Origin of the sequence: Paraburkholderia dinghuensis (genome assembly GCF_003837865.1) — a bacterium.
Taxonomy (GTDB): Bacteria; Pseudomonadota; Gammaproteobacteria; order Burkholderiales; family Burkholderiaceae; genus Paraburkholderia; species Paraburkholderia dinghuensis.
Window position 1 is genome coordinate 1,778 of record NZ_RQIS01000028.1, and the last position, 13,619, is coordinate 15,396.

Below are 13,619 nucleotides of genomic sequence, written 5' to 3' on the forward strand. Positions count from 1 at the left end.
GTACGAGAGGTCATTGCGCGGGTACACGAACGGCTGGCCGATGCTGTACTTGTACGCCATGGCGACGAGCGTCGGCAGCTTCGCGATCATGCGGATCGCCGACACTTCGCGATGCTTCGGATTGTTGATGTCGAGCGAGTCGTGATAGAACGCGGACAGCGCGCCCACCGCGGCGACGAGAATCGACATCGGGTGCGCGTCGCGGCGGAAGCCGCGGAAGAAGAACTGCATCTGCTCGTGAACCATCGTGTGGTTCGTGACGGTCTTCACGAACTCGTCCTTCTGCGCCTTGTTCGGCAGTTCGCCGTTCAGGAGCAGGTAGCAGGACTCGAGGAAGTCTGCGTTCTGCGCAAGGTTGTCGATCGGGTAGCCGCGGTACAGCAGCTCGCCCTTGTCCCCGTCGATGTAGGTGATCGCCGAGTTGCACGACGCCGTCGACATAAAGCCAGGGTCGTAGGTGAACTTGCCGGTCTGGCCGTACAGTTTGCGGATGTCGATCACATCCGGGCCCATCGAGCCCTTGTAGATCGGCAGTTCAACGCTCGGCGAGTTGTCGCTGAACGATAGCGTGGCTTTTACATCAGACGGGGTCATAGCACATCCTCAATCGAAGATAAATACAGTTTGCAGGTCTGGCACGGCGCCTCCTGGCACCACCGCGTCTCAGACGTTGCGTAGCAACTCCAGCACCCGTTTCACGTCCGGGTCGGCAAGATCGCCCTCAGGTTCCTTGCGTGCGAGAAGCAAGTCCATCAGGTCGTTATCGCTCAGCTCGAGCAGGCGCGTAAGCGCACCCACGTCGGCGTCGCTGAGGTCATGTTCGTAGCGGCCAAAGAAACGCTCGAAAATCAGGTCGTTTTCGAGCAAGCCGCGCCGTGAGCGCCAGCGAAGGCGCGCACGGCGGAGGGGATCGGACTGATGCGATTCCATTTCGATAAAAACGCGATTACAGCAGATGGCAGCGTCAAACGGCGCGGCGAACCATCAGTTCCTTGATCTTGCCGATAGCCTTCGTCGGGTTCAGGCCCTTCGGGCAGACGTCGACGCAGTTCATGATCGTGTGGCAACGGAACAGGCGGTACGGATCTTCCAGGTTGTCGAGACGCTCACCCGTGGCTTGATCGCGGCTGTCCGCGATGAAGCGGTAAGCCTGCAGCAAACCTGCCGGGCCGACGAACTTGTCCGGATTCCACCAGAAGCTCGGGCACGACGTCGAGCAGCTCGCGCACAGAATACACTCGTACAGGCCGTCGAGTTCGTCACGCTGCTCAGGCGACTGCAGACGCTCCTTCTCGGGCGGCGGCGCGTCGTTGATCAGGAACGGCTTGATCGAGTGGTACTGGTTGAAGAACTGCGTCATGTCCACGAACAGATCGCGGATCACGGGCAGACCCGGCAGCGGACGCAGCACGATCTTCTGCGGCAGATCGTTCAGGTTCGTCAGGCACGCGAGGCCGTTCTTGCCGTTGATGTTCATCGCGTCCGAACCGCACACACCTTCGCGGCACGAACGGCGGTACGACAGGGTCTCGTCGACTTCCTTCAGCTTGACCAGTGCGTCCAGCAGCATGCGCTCGTGCGTGATTTCGAGCTCGTACGTCTGCATGCGCGGTGCCGCGTCCTTGTCCGGATCGTAGCGGTAGATTTCAAAAATTCGTTTGGCCATTTCCGATTCCTTTTGACTGGCTTGTGCCTTAGAACGTACGCGCCTTCGGCGGCACGGACTCGACGGTCAGCGGCTGCATGTGAACCGGCTTGTATTCGAGCCGGTTGTCGCCACTGAACCAGAGCGTATGGCGCAGCCAGTTCTCGTCGTCGCGGTGTTCGTAGTCGCTGTGGGCGTGGGCGCCACGGCTTTCCTTGCGCGCTTCCGCCGACACCATCGTCGCGCGAGCCACTTCGATGAGGTTCGCCACTTCGAGCGCTTCGACGCGCGCGGTGTTGAACACCTTCGACTTGTCCTTCAAGTGGATGTGCTTCACGCGCTCGGCGATTTCCGCGATGTCCTTCACGCCTTCTTCCAGCAGCGCCGACGTGCGGAACACGCCCGCATGCTTCTGCATCGAGCCGCGGATGTCGTTCGCCACGCTTTGCGCGTACTCGCCCGACGTCGAGCTATCGAGCGCTGCGAGACGCGACAGCGAGAAGTCGCCTGCATCGGCCGGCAGCGGCTTGTGCTCGCGCAGTTCCTTGACGTGCTTGACGATGTGGTTGCCGGCAGCACGGCCGAACACCACGAGGTCGAGCAGCGAGTTCGTGCCGAGGCGGTTCGCGCCGTGCACCGAGACGCACGAGCATTCGCCCACGGCGTAGAAGCCGTTGACGACTTCTTCGTGACCCTTCGGCGTACCCACGACCTGGCCGTGGATGTTCGTCGGGATGCCGCCCATCTGATAGTGGATGGTTGGAACGACCGGGATCGGTTCCTTGATGCAGTCGACGTTCGCGAACTTGAGCGCGATTTCGCGGATCGACGGCAGACGCTTCATGATCGTCTCGGCGCCGATGTGCGACAGGTCGAGCAGCACGTGGTCCTTGTGCGGACCCACGCCACGGCCTTCCTTGATTTCCTGGTCCATCGAACGCGAGACGAAGTCACGCGGTGCGAGGTCCTTCAGCGTCGGTGCGTAGCGCTCCATGAAGCGCTCGCCGTTCGAGTTACGCAGAATGCCGCCTTCGCCGCGCACGCCTTCGGTGATCAGCACGCCTGCGCCGGCCACACCGGTCGGATGGAATTGCCAGAACTCCATGTCCTGCAGCGCGATGCCCGAACGGGCCGCCATGCCGAGGCCGTCGCCGGTGTTGATGAACGCGTTCGTCGATGCCGCGAAGATCCGGCCCGCGCCGCCCGTGGCGAACAGCGTGGTCTTGCCTTCGAGGATGTAGACGTCGCCGGTTTCCATTTCGAGCGCGGTCACGCCGAGGACGTCGCCTTCCGCGTCGCGGATCAGGTCGAGCGCCATCCATTCGACGTAGAACTGCGTCTTCGCCGCGACGTTCTGCTGATACAGCGTGTGCAGCAGTGCGTGGCCGGTACGGTCAGCCGCCGCGCACGCGCGCTGGACGGGCTTCTCGCCGTAGTTGGCCGTGTGGCCGCCGAACGGGCGCTGGTAGATCGTGCCGTCGGCGTTACGGTCGAACGGCATGCCGAAGTGTTCCAGCTCATACACGGCGTTCGGGGCTTCGCGGCACATGAACTCGATCGCGTCCTGGTCGCCGAGCCAGTCGGAACCCTTGATCGTGTCGTAGAAGTGGTAGTGCCAGTTGTCTTCGCTCATGTTGCCGAGCGAAGCGCCGATGCCGCCTTGAGCAGCGACCGTGTGCGAACGCGTCGGGAACACTTTCGAGAGCACGCAGACCGACAGGCCGGCGCGCGCGAGTTGCAGCGATGCGCGCATACCCGAGCCGCCCGCACCGACGATAACCACGTCAAACTTGCGACGCGGCAGAGAATTCTTGATTGCAGCCATTCTTTACACTCTCCAGAGAATCTGCGCGGCGTAGCCAAGGCTCGCGAGCAACCACACGATCGTCAGCACGTCCAGCGTGATACGCAGGCCGACCGGCTTGATGTAGTCCATCCAGATGTCGCGCACGCCGACCCAGGCGTGATAGAACAGCGCGAGCAGCGTGACGAACGTTGCGAGCTTCATCCACTGCGTGGCGAAGATCGACGCCCAGCCGTCGTACGAAAAGTCGTGCGCACCGAAGAACCAGGCGAGCAGGATGACCGTGTAGACGGCCATGATCACTGCGGTGGCGCGTTGCGCGATCCAGTCACGCAGGCCATAGTGAGCGCCGACAACGAGGCGCTTCGGACCAATTCCGTTTTTGGCAGACATGTTTTAGAACGCTCCGAAGAGTTTCGCCGCAAAGGCGATCGTGAGGATCGTGGAGACGATCACGACAACGAGAGAGGTCGACTTGCCCTGCTGCTTGCCGACCAGATCATGGTTGAAGTCCATGAGGAGGTGGCGCACGCCGGCGCAGAAGTGGAAGAAGAAGGCCCAGCCGAGCACGAGCACGATGAGCTTGACAATACCGCTGGAGAGGAAGCCCTTGAAGACCTCGAAGCTGAGTTCCGAGGTGAGGCTCTGGTCAAACAGGTACAACAGGAAGGGCAGGAAGATAAACATCAGTATGCCGCTGATGCGGTGACCGATCGATACGCGACCCGCGAGCGGCAGGCGGTATGCGAACAATATCTGCCCAAGCCCGATGTTCCGGTATTCCGGCCTCGGTTTTTTTGCGGCTTCTGCCATGCTAGACCCCTACTTGGTAATTACACTAACTCACAATTTTAACGCCTTTTCATATCGCGCTGCAGCGAAATTGGTGTCCGGGGACTGCTGCTTGCGTGCGCAATGAAGGCGCCTTTGAGGGAAGCCGCATTTTTGCGATGCATCGCGCGGCCGCCCTTTCAGCTCAAATCATTCTGATAGTAGTACCCCGTTGTGACATACCAGCCACGGCGCACTTCGACAGGGCGGTCTCCATAGGTATAGGACACACGCTCGACGGAAAGCAATGGAAAGCCGGTCGGCACGCTGAGCAAGTCAGCCACCGCGGGCTCGGCGGCCACGGCGCGGATCTTTTCGGTCGCGCGAATCATGCGCGTGCCGAACTCCGCCTCGAACATGGCGTAAAGCGGTCCTTTATAGTCGGCGAGCCGCTCGATCGTGAGACCACGGAACACCGCACCCGGCAACCAGATCTCGTCGAGCACGGTGTTTTCGCCGTCGAACTGCAGCAGACGGCGGATCTGCACCACCGGGTCGGCGGGCTTCAGGTCGAGCTGACGCGCGATGTCGGCCGTCGCGCGCAGGCGCCGGCATTCGAGCAGTTTGCTGATGTGGGGGTGTTCCGCGCCGTCGTCGGCCAGCAATCTGAGAAAGCGAAACTGGGCGCGCTCCTCGTTGTGCGTTGCGACGAACGTGCCCTTGCCCTGGCGGCGCACGAGGAGGTTCTCGGCGGCGAGTTCGTCGATCGCCTTGCGCACGGTCCCCTGGCTGACCTTGTAGCGGCTGGCCAGTTCTACTTCGCTCGGGATGATCTCGCCGGGCTTCCATTCGCCGGACTCGAGACTCTGTGTAATGAGCCCCTTGATCTGCTGATAGAGAGGACTGAAGGTAGGGGACGGCGCTGCGGACGCAGACGCGGCCGTGCCGCTCTCGGGAGCGGGGGAATTCGCGTTGCTGGCCGGGTTCGCACTCATGGCGCGCATTTCAACATAAAGGCCCCCTCGACGTCCAGCATTTCCCGGCAATAGATATGTCTTATATAAGACATATGATAGTGTTGACTTTGCCCCCTCCGACTCCTACACTGCCGATCGAGCAAGGGTTTGCGGGTGGGTTTGCGTCAACGTGAGCGGGAACCGCCGGCAGCATCCACCTCGTGGCGCAACGCGCCGCAGGCCGCCTTCGCATCATGCTGTTCCCTCACCGCAGTAGAGGCTTCTCCGCCCCGCCGGCGCCCTTCGCGCCGCACCCTCGCGGACCAGCCAAAGCGAGCTGTAGCAGGAGTCGGCACACTTGATGCGGCCAGCGTCAGGCGCCCCTGTCGAGGTCGCGGCGCAGAGGGCGGCCTCACCCGAGGCGACCCCATCCATCCCTCGCTTTTTGTCGCTCAGGTTACCGGCACGCCGGGCCTGCCGCGACGCGCTGCCGCAGCCTTGCAGGTCGCGGGGCGCGAGTCCGGCAGTCCGTCCGCCTGTTTCACGAACGCCTCGCGTAACGCGCATATAGAATGGCGTTTTACCCTGGCGTCTAACGCACCCTCCTGGAGATTTTCAATGGCTAAGCCCGCAAAGCGCGTTGCCGTCACCGGCGCCGCAGGTCAGATCGGTTACTCCCTGCTGTTCCGCATCGCGAACGGCGACCTGCTCGGCAAGGATCAGCCCGTCATCCTGCAACTGCTCGACCTGCCCCAGGCGCAAGCCGCCGTCAAGGGCGTCGTGATGGAACTGGAAGACTGCGCATTCCCGCTGCTCGCGGGCGTCGTGGTCACCGACGATCCCAAGGTCGCATTCAAGGACGCCGACGTCGCGCTGCTCGTGGGCGCCCGTCCGCGCTCGAAGGGCATGGAACGCAAGGACCTGCTCTCGGCCAACGCCGAAATCTTCACGGTTCAGGGCAAGGCGCTGAACGACGTCGCCAGCCGCGACGTGAAGGTGCTGGTCGTCGGCAACCCGGCCAACACGAATGCCTACATCGCCATGAAGTCGGCCCCGGATCTGCCGAAGAAGAACTTCACGGCCATGCTGCGTCTGGATCACAACCGCGCGCTGTCGCAACTGGCCGCCAAGTCGGGCAAGGCCGTTGCTTCGATCGAGAAGCTCGCTGTGTGGGGTAACCACTCGCCGACGATGTACCCCGACTTCCGTTTCGCAACGGTCGAAGGCCAGTCGCTGACGAAGCTCATCAACGACGACGAATGGAACCGCAACACGTTCATCCCGACCGTCGGCAAGCGCGGCGCGGCGATCATCGAAGCGCGCGGCCTGTCGTCGGCGGCATCGGCGGCTAACGCGGCAATCGACCACGTCCGTGACTGGGTCCTCGGCACGAACGGCAAGTGGGTCACGATGGGTATCCCGTCGGACGGCTCGTACGGCATCCCCGAAGACATCATCTACGGCGTGCCGGTGACCTGCGAAAACGGCGAATACAAGCGCATCGAAGGCCTGGAAATCGACGCGTTCTCGCGCGAGAAGATGGACGGCACGCTGAACGAGCTGCTCGAAGAGCGCGACGGCGTCTCGCACCTGCTCGGCTAAGCCCGGCCAGGCTAACCGGACTCCGTTCGCGTAACGGGTTCCGGTTTTTTTGCGTGCAGAAACACTGACGGCGCGCAAAAAAAGCGGCATGTGTGCGCGTGCGGCGGGATGTCCCGCCTCGCGCGCTGCCGCTGATCCGGATGCGCCTTGCGGCACGCGCAGGGTGCATCCGAATCAGGTTTCATCTCCAACACTCGACCCCTGACGCCGACGATGCGCGCAATCCTTCCCGCCGAAGTGCTATTTGACGGCGAAGCGCCGCCGACCCTCCTGCCCGCGTGCGACCACTACGCGGGCAGCGAGAAGCTGATGCTGAAATCGCTCGCGCTGCAGCAACAGCTCGGGCCGGTATTCGACATCACGCTCGATTGCGAGGACGGTGCGGAGGTGGGCCGCGAGGCCGAGCACGCTGAACTCGTCGCGTCGCTCATCGGCAGTGAGCACGACCGCCATGGACGCGTCGGGGTTCGCATTCACGACTTCCATCACCCGCACTGGCGCGACGACGTGCGCCTGATCCTGCGCGCTGCAAAGCGCGCGCCGGCTTACATCACGCTGCCCAAGATCCGCGCCGTCGGCGACGCCGCCGAAATGGTCGCGTTCATCGAGGCAACGCGCGTGGAGATGGGCATCGACAAACCGATCCCGGCTCACCTGCTCGTCGAAACGCACGGCGCGCTCGCGCGCGTATTCGATCTCGCGGCGCTCTCCGGTGTCGAGGCGCTCAGCTTTGGCCTCATGGACTTCGTTTCGGCCCACGACGGCGCGATTCCCGACTCCGCGATGCGCTCGCCCGGTCAGTTCGACCACCCGCTCGTGCGCCGCGCGAAGCTGGAGATCGCGGCAGCCTGCCACACCTTCGGCAAAGTGCCCTCCCACAACGTGAGCACCGAAGTGCGCGACATGAGCGTGGTCGCGGGCGACGCGATCCGTGCCCGCAACGAGTTCGGCTATACGCGCATGTGGAGCATCCACCCCGCGCAGGTGAGCGCCATCGTGGCCGCGTTCGCGCCGCGCGAAGAGGAAGTGACGCTTGCGACCGAGATCCTGCTCGCGGCCCAGGCCGCGCAGTGGGGCCCGACGCGCCACGCCGACTCGCTGCACGACCGCGCGAGCTACCGCTACTACTGGTCCGTGTTGCGCCGCGCCCGCGCGACGGGCCTAGCCGTACCCGCCGAGGCCGCGCCGCTGTTCGCGCCGGGCGAGCTTGCGCAGGAAGCCATGTCGTGAACGACGTGGTGTAATTCATCAAGAACAAGAACATCGGAGCCAGCGCGAAGGGCGTCCGTCCGAAGTTATTGCAGTCTGTATCAATTTGCAGTCTGTATCGATAAATAGGTGAAAATAGCGTCCGCTGCGCGCTCTCGGGGCGCGCGCAGTGCTAGCCAGCGGCCGCAACAGCGGCCGCGCACTGATCAACCGATCTAGATATAAAGGTTTGACTCCATGAAAAAACTGCTGATCGCCGCCGTTGTTGGCGCACTGTCCTCGTCGATGATGCTCGCGGCTACCGACGCCGCTGCCCAGACTACGTCGACCACGGCCACCAAGCCTGCCGCGACGCCGGCCAAGCCGGCCCCGAAGCACCGCATCATCAAGCGCAAAGTGAACCCGGCCAAGGAAGCGAAGGTCGATCCTATCCCCGCGGGCTCGGAACACTGGAACTGTGCTGAAGGCATGGCGTTCGACCTGAAGGGCGACATGGCGCGTGACCAGATCGTGGTCGTCCACTGGGCGAACAAGAACTACAACCTGCCGCGTCAGGTCACCACGACCGGTGCCGACCGTTTCCACGACGTCGCCACCGGCCTCGACCTCGTCGTGATCCCGACGAAGGCGATGCTGTTCTCGGACAAGGACAGCTCGCGTCTCGCCGACGAGTGCAAGACTGTTGCCATGCAGCAAGGCGCACTGGCGCCGACCCAGGCCGAAGCGCTGAACCCGGCAAACCGTGCTCCGGCGGCTGCAAGCCCGGCACAGGGTAAGTAAGCACCGGCCCACAACGCGTTCCGCTTGACGGAACGCCTGGAACGCCTCGATGTCCGCTCCGATCGCCCATGTCCGGCCTGAGCCGGATCAGGTCCTGGTCGATATCGTCGACTATGTCCTGAGCTATCGAGTCGACAGTGCGCTCGCACTGGAGACGGCGCGGCATTGCCTGATCGACACGCTCGGCTGCGGGCTCGAGGCGCTCTCCTACCCTGCCTGCACGAAGTTGCTGGGACCGATCGTGCCTGGCACGATCGTCCCGCACGGCGCCAAAGTGCCGGGCACGCAGTTCCAGCTCGACCCGGTTCACGCCGCGTTCAACATCGGCGCGATGATCCGCTGGCTCGACTTCAACGACACGTGGCTCGCCGCCGAGTGGGGCCATCCGTCGGATAACCTCGGCGGCATCCTCGCGACCGCCGACTGGCTCTCGCGCACCGCAGTGGCGGAGGGCAAGACACCGCTCACCATGAAGGACGTGCTCGTCGGCATGGTGAAGGCGCACGAAATCCAGGGCGCTATCGCGCTGGAGAACTCGTTCAACAAGGTCGGTCTCGACCACGTGCTGCTCGTGAAGCTCGCCTCGACCGCCGTGGTCGGTCAGTTGATCGGCCTCACGCCCGACGAACTGATCAACGCCGTCTCACTTGCGATGGTCGATGGCCAGTCGCTGCGCACCTACCGGCACGCGCCCAATACCGGCTCGCGCAAGTCGTGGGCCGCCGGCGACGCGACCGCGCGCGCGGTGCGCCTCGCACTGATCGCGAAAACGGGCGAGATGGGTTATCCGTCGGCACTCACGGCGAAGACGTGGGGCTTCTACGACGTCTCGTTCAAGGGACAACCGTTCCGCTTCCAGCGCCCCTACGGCACGTACGTGATGGAAAACGTGCTGTTCAAGATTTCGTTCCCCGCCGAATTCCACGCGCAGACCGCGGCCGAAGCCGCGATGACGCTGCACAGCATGCTCGCGCAAAACGGCAAAACGGCGGAGGACATCAAGCGGGTCACCATTCGCACGCACGAAGCGGCGAAACGCATCATCGACAAGACCGGTCCGCTCGCGAATCCCGCCGACCGCGATCACTGCATCCAGTACATGGTGGCCGTGCCGCTCCTGTTCGGTCGCCTCACGGCCGCCGATTACGAGGACGACATCGCGCGCGACCCGCGCATCGACACGTTGCGCGCAAAGATGGTCTGTGTCGAAGACCCGCAGTTCACGAAGGATTACCACGACCCCGACAAGCGCTCGATCGCGAACGCGCTGATCGTCGAGCTGAACGACGGCACGGCGCTCGACGAAGTCGTGGTGGAGTACCCGATCGGTCACAAGCGACGCCGCGACGAAGGCATCCCGCTTCTGATCGAGAAGTTCCGGACCAACCTCGCGCGCCGCTTCCCCGCGAAGCAGCAGCAGGCGATTCTCGACGTCTCGCTCGATGCGGCACGGCTTCACGCCATGCCGGTCAACGAATACGTCGACTTGTACGTGATCTGAGCAATCAGGAAACAATCAGGCAATAATCAGGTATCCGTAGCAACCGTGTAGCAAAGCGTTATTTCCGCGATTAAACGAAGGAAAACACCATGGCCCACAATCTCCACAAAACGCTAAAGGAATTCGACAGCGGCTCCGGCAAAGGCAAGTTCTACTCGCTGCCGCAGCTCGGCAAGCAGTTGGGCGTCAAGATCAATCGCCTGCCCGTCTCGATCCGTATCGTGCTCGAGTCCGTGCTGCGTAACTATGACGGCAAGAAGATCGCGGACGAGCACATCGAGCAGCTGGCGAACTGGAAGCCGACGGCATCGCGCGTCGACGAAATCCCGTTCGTCGTCTCGCGCGTCGTGCTGCAGGACTTCACGGGCGTGCCGCTGCTCGCTGACATCGCCGCGATGCGCGGCGTCGCCAAACAGGCAGGCAAGGACCCGAAGGTCATCGAGCCGCTCGTGCCGGTCGATCTCGTCGTCGACCACTCGGTCCAGATCGACTACTTCCGCCAGAAGGACGCGCTCGACCTCAACATGAAGCTGGAATTCCAGCGCAACAACGAGCGCTACCAGTTCATGAAGTGGGGCATGCAGGCGTTCGACACGTTCAAGGTCGTGCCGCCGGGCATCGGCATCGTGCACCAGGTCAACCTCGAGTACCTCGCACGCGGCGTGCACAAGAAGACCGAAGGGGCTGACACCGTCTACTACCCGGACACGCTCGTCGGCACCGACAGCCACACCACGATGATCAACGGTATCGGTGTCGTGGGCTGGGGCGTGGGCGGCATCGAAGCGGAAGCGGGCATGCTCGGCCAGCCGGTGTACTTCCTCACGCCGGACGTCGTCGGCGTCGAGTTGAAGGGCAAGCTGCGCGAAGGCTGCACGGCAACCGACCTCGTGCTGACCATCACCGAAATGCTGCGCAAGGAAAAGGTCGTCGGCAAGTTCGTCGAGTTCTTCGGTGAAGGCACAGCCTCGCTGTCGCTGCCGGACCGCGCGACGATCGGCAACATGGCGCCCGAATACGGCGCGACGATGGGCTTCTTCCCGGTCGACGAAAAGACCATCGATTACTTCAAGGGCACGGGCCGCACGCAAGCCGAAATCTCCGCCTTCGAGAACTACTTCAAGGCGCAGGACCTCTTCGGCATACCGAAGGCCGGCGAAATCGACTACACAAAGACGCTCACGCTCGACCTCGGCACGGTCGCGCCGTCGCTCGCAGGTCCGAAGCGCCCGCAAGACCGCATCGAAATCGGCAACGTGAAGTCGACCTTCACCGATCTGTTCTCGAAGCCGGTCGCGGACAACGGTTTCAACAAGAAGGCTGCCGACCTCACGACCGAGTACAAAACGACCGACGGCGTGAAGCTGCACAACGGCGACGTGCTGATCGCCGCGATCACGTCATGCACGAACACGTCGAATCCGAGCGTCCTGCTCGCTGCCGGCCTGCTGGCGAAGAAGGCGGTGGAAGCCGGCCTCACGGTCGCGCCGCACATCAAGACCTCGCTCGCACCGGGATCGCGCATCGTCACGGAATACCTGACGAAGACGGGCCTGCTGCCGTACCTCTCGAAGCTCGGCTTCGAGCTCGCCGCTTACGGCTGCACGACCTGTATCGGCAACGCGGGCGACCTCACGCCGGAACTCAACGAAGCCATCACGAAGAACGATGTCGTTGCAGCGGCCGTGCTGTCCGGCAACCGTAACTTCGAAGCGCGTATTCACCCGAACATCCGTGCGAATTTCCTGGCCTCGCCGCCGCTGGTCGTCGCCTACGCGATCGCGGGCAACATCACGCGCGACCTGATGACCGAGCCGGTCGGCAAGGGCAAGGGTGGCCGCGATATCTACCTCGGCGACATCTGGCCGACGAGCGACGAAGTCAACGCGCTGCTCAAGTACGCGCTCGACGCCGACGTCTACCAGAAGAACTACAGCCAGCTCACGAAGAAGGGCGACCTGTGGAGCAAGATCGAAGGCGAAGAAGGTCAGGTCTACGACTGGCCGAAGTCGACGTACATCGCCGAGCCGCCGTTCTTCGGCTCGGACTTCTCGATGACGCCGTCGTCGTCGGTCGCCGCAGTCAAGGGCGCGCGCGCACTGGGTATCTTCGGTGACTCGGTCACGACCGACCACATCAGCCCGGCTGGTTCGATCAAGGAAGACTCGCCGGCAGGCAAGTGGCTGAAGGAAAACGGCGTGCAGAAGGCCGACTTCAACAGCTACGGTTCGCGCCGCGGCAACCACGACGTCATGATGCGCGGCACCTTCGCGAACGTGCGCATCAAGAACCTGATGATCCCGGCGAAGGCCGACGGCACGCGTATCGAAGGCGGCCTGACGATCCATCAGCCGAGCGGCGAACAGATGTCGATTTACGACGCCGCGATGAAGTACATCGCCGCCGACACGCCGACCATGGTGTTCGCCGGCGAGGAGTACGGCACGGGCTCGTCGCGTGACTGGGCAGCCAAGGGCACGCAGCTCCTCGGCGTGAAGGCTGTGGTCGCACGCAGCTTCGAGCGTATCCATCGTTCGAATCTCGTCGGCATGGGCGTTCTGCCATTGCAGTTCAAGGGTTCGGACAGCGTGACGTCGCTCGGCCTGACCGGCGATGAAACGTTCGATATCGAAGGCCTGACCGACGACTTCAAGCCGCAGCAGGATCTGACGCTCGTGATCCATCGCAAGGACGGTAAGGAGCAACGCGTTCAGGTGCTGCTGCGTATCGACACGCCGATCGAAGTCGACTACTACAAGCACGGCGGTATTCTGCCGTTCGTGCTGCGCTCGCTGCTGGCGGCTTAAGCAAGTCGCTCTACGGATACCGCATCTGGCAACGGATGCGGGTCACATCTGGAAGCCCGACGTAAGTCGGGCTTTTTTTGCGGCTTGCTCGATGCTATCGGGCAAGCGCTGGCTCCGCGAAACCAGTGTGGTGTCTTTCTGAATCGACGCGATAAGGCGAAACACATTCACCACGCATACGTTATCGACGCGCATTGACTTGCATCGGGGCCGTGACTATAACAAATCCAAAACCCTGAAGAATTCCTAAAGGACCACTTTTCCGATTCCGTACGTAATGGAACGTCGTGCTGTCGACGCAGCGTGACGTCGCTACTCCTTTGTCCGTCGACATCAAGCGTAGTTATATTGGAGTCCTCACGATACGGAAACTTTCTTACGCTGGTGGCCAGGTAATTTTTCGCCGTTGCGTCGGTGCACTTCCAGCTTTTGTGTGGAACGACTACCGCTGCCGGTGAAAGAGAGTCCATTGCGTCTTATGGTTGCGCGTTACCGCCAACGCACGATTTCGCCCACGTCCTGAAGACCCCTACCTTGCGAGTCC

General features: G+C 62.7%; 12 protein-coding genes. 5 read left to right on the forward strand and 7 right to left on the reverse strand.

Annotated elements, in window-relative coordinates; genetic code table 11:
* The 7 genes from D1Y85_RS25190 to D1Y85_RS25220 all read right to left on the reverse strand — a co-directional run.
* Nucleotides 1-594: citrate/2-methylcitrate synthase (locus tag D1Y85_RS25190; RefSeq protein ID WP_281278324.1), on the reverse strand; the 594-nt coding region annotated here is incomplete at its 3' end.
* A 69-nt stretch (nucleotides 595-663) separates the two neighbouring features.
* Nucleotides 664-936 (reverse strand): FAD assembly factor SdhE, encoded by a 273-nt coding sequence (locus tag D1Y85_RS25195; protein ID WP_124153801.1) that lies wholly within the window; start codon nucleotides 934-936, stop codon nucleotides 664-666.
* Between the two features lie 28 nt (nucleotides 937-964).
* On the reverse strand, nucleotides 965-1,666 hold the full coding sequence (locus tag D1Y85_RS25200; RefSeq protein WP_124153802.1) for a succinate dehydrogenase iron-sulfur subunit: 702 nt from the start codon (nucleotides 1,664-1,666) through the stop codon (nucleotides 965-967).
* 28 nt (nucleotides 1,667-1,694) lie between these two features.
* Nucleotides 1,695-3,470 carry a succinate dehydrogenase flavoprotein subunit gene (gene sdhA / locus D1Y85_RS25205; RefSeq protein ID WP_124153803.1) on the reverse strand — a complete coding sequence of 592 codons (1,776 nt, stop codon included), beginning with the start codon at nucleotides 3,468-3,470 and terminating at the stop codon, nucleotides 1,695-1,697.
* 3 nt (nucleotides 3,471-3,473) lie between these two features.
* Nucleotides 3,474-3,842: a succinate dehydrogenase, hydrophobic membrane anchor protein gene (gene sdhD / locus D1Y85_RS25210; RefSeq protein ID WP_124153804.1), complete on the reverse strand. Its 369-nt coding sequence runs from the start codon at nucleotides 3,840-3,842 to the stop codon at nucleotides 3,474-3,476.
* A gap of 3 nt (nucleotides 3,843-3,845) precedes the next feature.
* A complete protein-coding gene (sdhC, locus tag D1Y85_RS25215) occupies nucleotides 3,846-4,262 on the reverse strand; it encodes a succinate dehydrogenase, cytochrome b556 subunit (RefSeq protein ID WP_124153805.1) in 417 nt (138 codons plus the stop codon).
* Nucleotides 4,263-4,420: 158 nt separating this feature from the next.
* On the reverse strand, nucleotides 4,421-5,215 hold the full coding sequence (locus D1Y85_RS25220) for a GntR family transcriptional regulator (RefSeq protein ID WP_124153806.1): 795 nt from the start codon (nucleotides 5,213-5,215) through the stop codon (nucleotides 4,421-4,423).
* Between the two features lie 579 nt (nucleotides 5,216-5,794).
* Between D1Y85_RS25220 and D1Y85_RS25225 the strand changes: the two genes are divergently transcribed.
* The 5 genes from D1Y85_RS25225 to acnA all read left to right on the forward strand — a co-directional run bounded on the left by D1Y85_RS25225 (nucleotide 5,795) and on the right by acnA (nucleotide 13,075).
* Entirely contained in the window at nucleotides 5,795-6,778 is a 984-nt protein-coding gene (locus D1Y85_RS25225; protein WP_124153807.1) for a malate dehydrogenase, read from the forward strand.
* A gap of 213 nt (nucleotides 6,779-6,991) precedes the next feature.
* Entirely contained in the window at nucleotides 6,992-8,008 is a 1,017-nt protein-coding gene (locus D1Y85_RS25230; protein ID WP_124153808.1) for an HpcH/HpaI aldolase/citrate lyase family protein, read from the forward strand.
* Between the two features lie 216 nt (nucleotides 8,009-8,224).
* Nucleotides 8,225-8,767 (forward strand): hypothetical protein, encoded by a 543-nt coding sequence (locus D1Y85_RS25235; protein WP_124153809.1) that lies wholly within the window; start codon nucleotides 8,225-8,227, stop codon nucleotides 8,765-8,767.
* Nucleotides 8,768-8,816: 49 nt separating this feature from the next.
* A complete protein-coding gene (locus D1Y85_RS25240) occupies nucleotides 8,817-10,268 on the forward strand; it encodes a bifunctional 2-methylcitrate dehydratase/aconitate hydratase (protein ID WP_124153810.1) in 1,452 nt (483 codons plus the stop codon).
* Nucleotides 10,269-10,357: 89 nt separating this feature from the next.
* A complete protein-coding gene (gene acnA / locus D1Y85_RS25245; RefSeq protein WP_124153811.1) occupies nucleotides 10,358-13,075 on the forward strand; it encodes an aconitate hydratase AcnA in 2,718 nt (905 codons plus the stop codon).
* Nucleotides 13,076-13,619 lie beyond the last annotated feature (544 nt).

What these genes read in the sequence shown, in the direction of transcription:
- sdhA (WP_124153803.1), bottom strand. Translation starts at nt 3,470, where the DNA reads ATGGCTGCAATCAAGAATTCTCTGCCGCGTCGCAAGTTTGACGTGGTT.
- D1Y85_RS25240 (WP_124153810.1), top strand. Translation starts at nt 8,817, where the DNA reads ATGTCCGCTCCGATCGCCCATGTCCGGCCTGAGCCGGATCAGGTCCTG.
- D1Y85_RS25230 (WP_124153808.1), top strand. Translation starts at nt 6,992, where the DNA reads ATGCGCGCAATCCTTCCCGCCGAAGTGCTATTTGACGGCGAAGCGCCG.
- acnA (WP_124153811.1), top strand. Translation starts at nt 10,358, where the DNA reads ATGGCCCACAATCTCCACAAAACGCTAAAGGAATTCGACAGCGGCTCC.
- D1Y85_RS25235 (WP_124153809.1), top strand. Translation starts at nt 8,225, where the DNA reads ATGAAAAAACTGCTGATCGCCGCCGTTGTTGGCGCACTGTCCTCGTCG.
- D1Y85_RS25225 (WP_124153807.1), top strand. Translation starts at nt 5,795, where the DNA reads ATGGCTAAGCCCGCAAAGCGCGTTGCCGTCACCGGCGCCGCAGGTCAG.
- D1Y85_RS25200 (WP_124153802.1), bottom strand. Translation starts at nt 1,666, where the DNA reads ATGGCCAAACGAATTTTTGAAATCTACCGCTACGATCCGGACAAGGAC.
- sdhC (WP_124153805.1), bottom strand. Translation starts at nt 4,262, where the DNA reads ATGGCAGAAGCCGCAAAAAAACCGAGGCCGGAATACCGGAACATCGGG.
- D1Y85_RS25220 (WP_124153806.1), bottom strand. Translation starts at nt 5,215, where the DNA reads ATGAGTGCGAACCCGGCCAGCAACGCGAATTCCCCCGCTCCCGAGAGC.
- sdhD (WP_124153804.1), bottom strand. Translation starts at nt 3,842, where the DNA reads ATGTCTGCCAAAAACGGAATTGGTCCGAAGCGCCTCGTTGTCGGCGCT.